This is a genomic window from Bacteroides sp. UBA939, from assembly GCF_002293435.1.
GTDB lineage: Bacteria > Bacteroidota > Bacteroidia > Bacteroidales > Bacteroidaceae > Bacteroides.
Genome location: NZ_DBDF01000153.1, coordinates 1 through 1,777 on the forward strand (window position 1 = coordinate 1; position 1,777 = coordinate 1,777).

The 1,777-nt window shown below is 41.7% G+C and carries 1 protein-coding gene; it reads right to left on the reverse strand.

Features of this window, described 5'->3' with window-relative positions; genetic code table 11:
• Positions 1-34: 34 nt before the first annotated feature.
• Positions 35-841: a DUF3805 domain-containing protein gene (locus tag B2Z67_RS09490; RefSeq protein ID WP_291529585.1), complete on the reverse strand. Its 807-nt coding sequence runs from the start codon at positions 839-841 to the stop codon at positions 35-37.
• Between the last annotated feature and the right edge of the window lie 936 nt (positions 842-1,777).

Genomic DNA, 1,777 nt, shown 5'->3' on the forward strand with positions numbered 1-1,777 from the left:
AACAACATGCGAAACTTGAGTTATAAATTAAAAATCAGAGGAGGTTTTTGTAGGTTTCTGCCAGATTGCAAGGTTCGCCGGCTTTCACTTTGCTCCACACCAGCTTCATGGGGTCGATGCACTCTCCGGTAGTTGAATTTTGCAATACAGGAGCTTCGCGGTTTCCGTCTATCAGTGTCATCCATTGCAAGCCGTCCACTTCATTGGCAAGAATCACACACAAGGCAATGCCGAATGACAACCACACTTCTTTCTTCTTCGGACCGATAACACCACTGTCAATTACTTCCTGCATGCCGGGTATATCCTCTTCCATTCCCTGGAAATCCTTCTTCAACTGTTCTTTTACAGTATTCATTACCCATTCAAAGGCTTCATTAATCTGATATATCTCAGACAAGCGGACAGGGATAATCTCTGTCGGATACTTCATCCCTTCCCTGCGTACCTCCAAGGAGGATATGACTTCTTCAGCCTGAGCAATCGGCTCCCCTTTACGAACGGTGAAGGAACATTCGAAAGCTATATCGCCCGCACCGGCAATCCAGAGATGAGAAGTGAAATAAGTATCTTCTTCTTCGAACATTTCCTTGCTGTAAGCACATTCCAAGGTACCTACCTTTACAAGGGTTGCAGAAGCATTTTCCTTTAATTCCTGACGAACAACTTCCTTGCCATACGTAGTATTTCCCTTATATGCCGAGATACGGAAGTTTCCTGTCCACTCATCAGGATTATAAAATAGAAAAGAGCCTTCACCATCTTCAAATTCGTTCCAGTCAGCGGGATAGCTCATAGAAAACCATGCTCCCGGAGAGATAAATTTCTTGCCTTGCATCATTATAATTCAGGAATTATTAGCGAAACCACCTCGTCTCGCCCGACAAAAGTAACACTACCTCCGTTGATATGCAAACAAACAGATACAAAAAACAGTCGATTCTCACGAACCGACTGTCCCAATCATCATCTATGAATGAAGACCTTTACAGTCTTCAATATCTAAAACCCCTACGGAGTTTAAATAACTATTTTCGGGTACAAAGATAATTATGAAACATATAGATTCCCAATATTTTAAGATATTTATATTAACATTCTGAAAAATAGGGGATTTCAAGGATGATAAGAGCAATAAGAATGTATGTATATACAGTTTTTCAGAAGATAGCCAATTCTCACGAACCGGATGCAGGGCAACTGCACCAGAATCTTATATGCTTATCACTAATTACAGCGAAGCTCCGCTAATTTTTTATTTAGCCTGCATTATTCATGCAGGCTAAGCGATAAGCAAGACTATCTCTATTAGCTTCGCTGACAGATTATCTGATTCCTTTCACTAAGTACGTTCTCCTCCTCCCGGGAGGTTGCTCTCCTCCTCCAACTCCCCCGTTATCGGGTGAGTCGGAGGGGAAGAAGCAAGTTACTCCTGCTTATAAGTTCCTGAAATATGAATAATGCAGGTTAGCCTACATTATTCATACAGTAGTTAAAGGAGTTATCCCTTCGTTAGGAGTTAAGGAGTTAAAGCCGATAGCCTTGTTATATGCTTCACAGAGTATCGGCTTTAACTCCTTTAACTCCTAACGAAGGGATAACTCCTTTAACCTGTATTATTCAGGTTAGTAGTAAGAATCCCTTCGGCAAATACATTCATAGATCTCGTTGGACGGTCTCTTTCGTCTCGTGGGACGGATTTATTCGTCTCGTGAGACGGATTTATTCATCCCATGAGATGAAATTTCTCGTCTCGTGAGATGAAATTTCTCGTCCC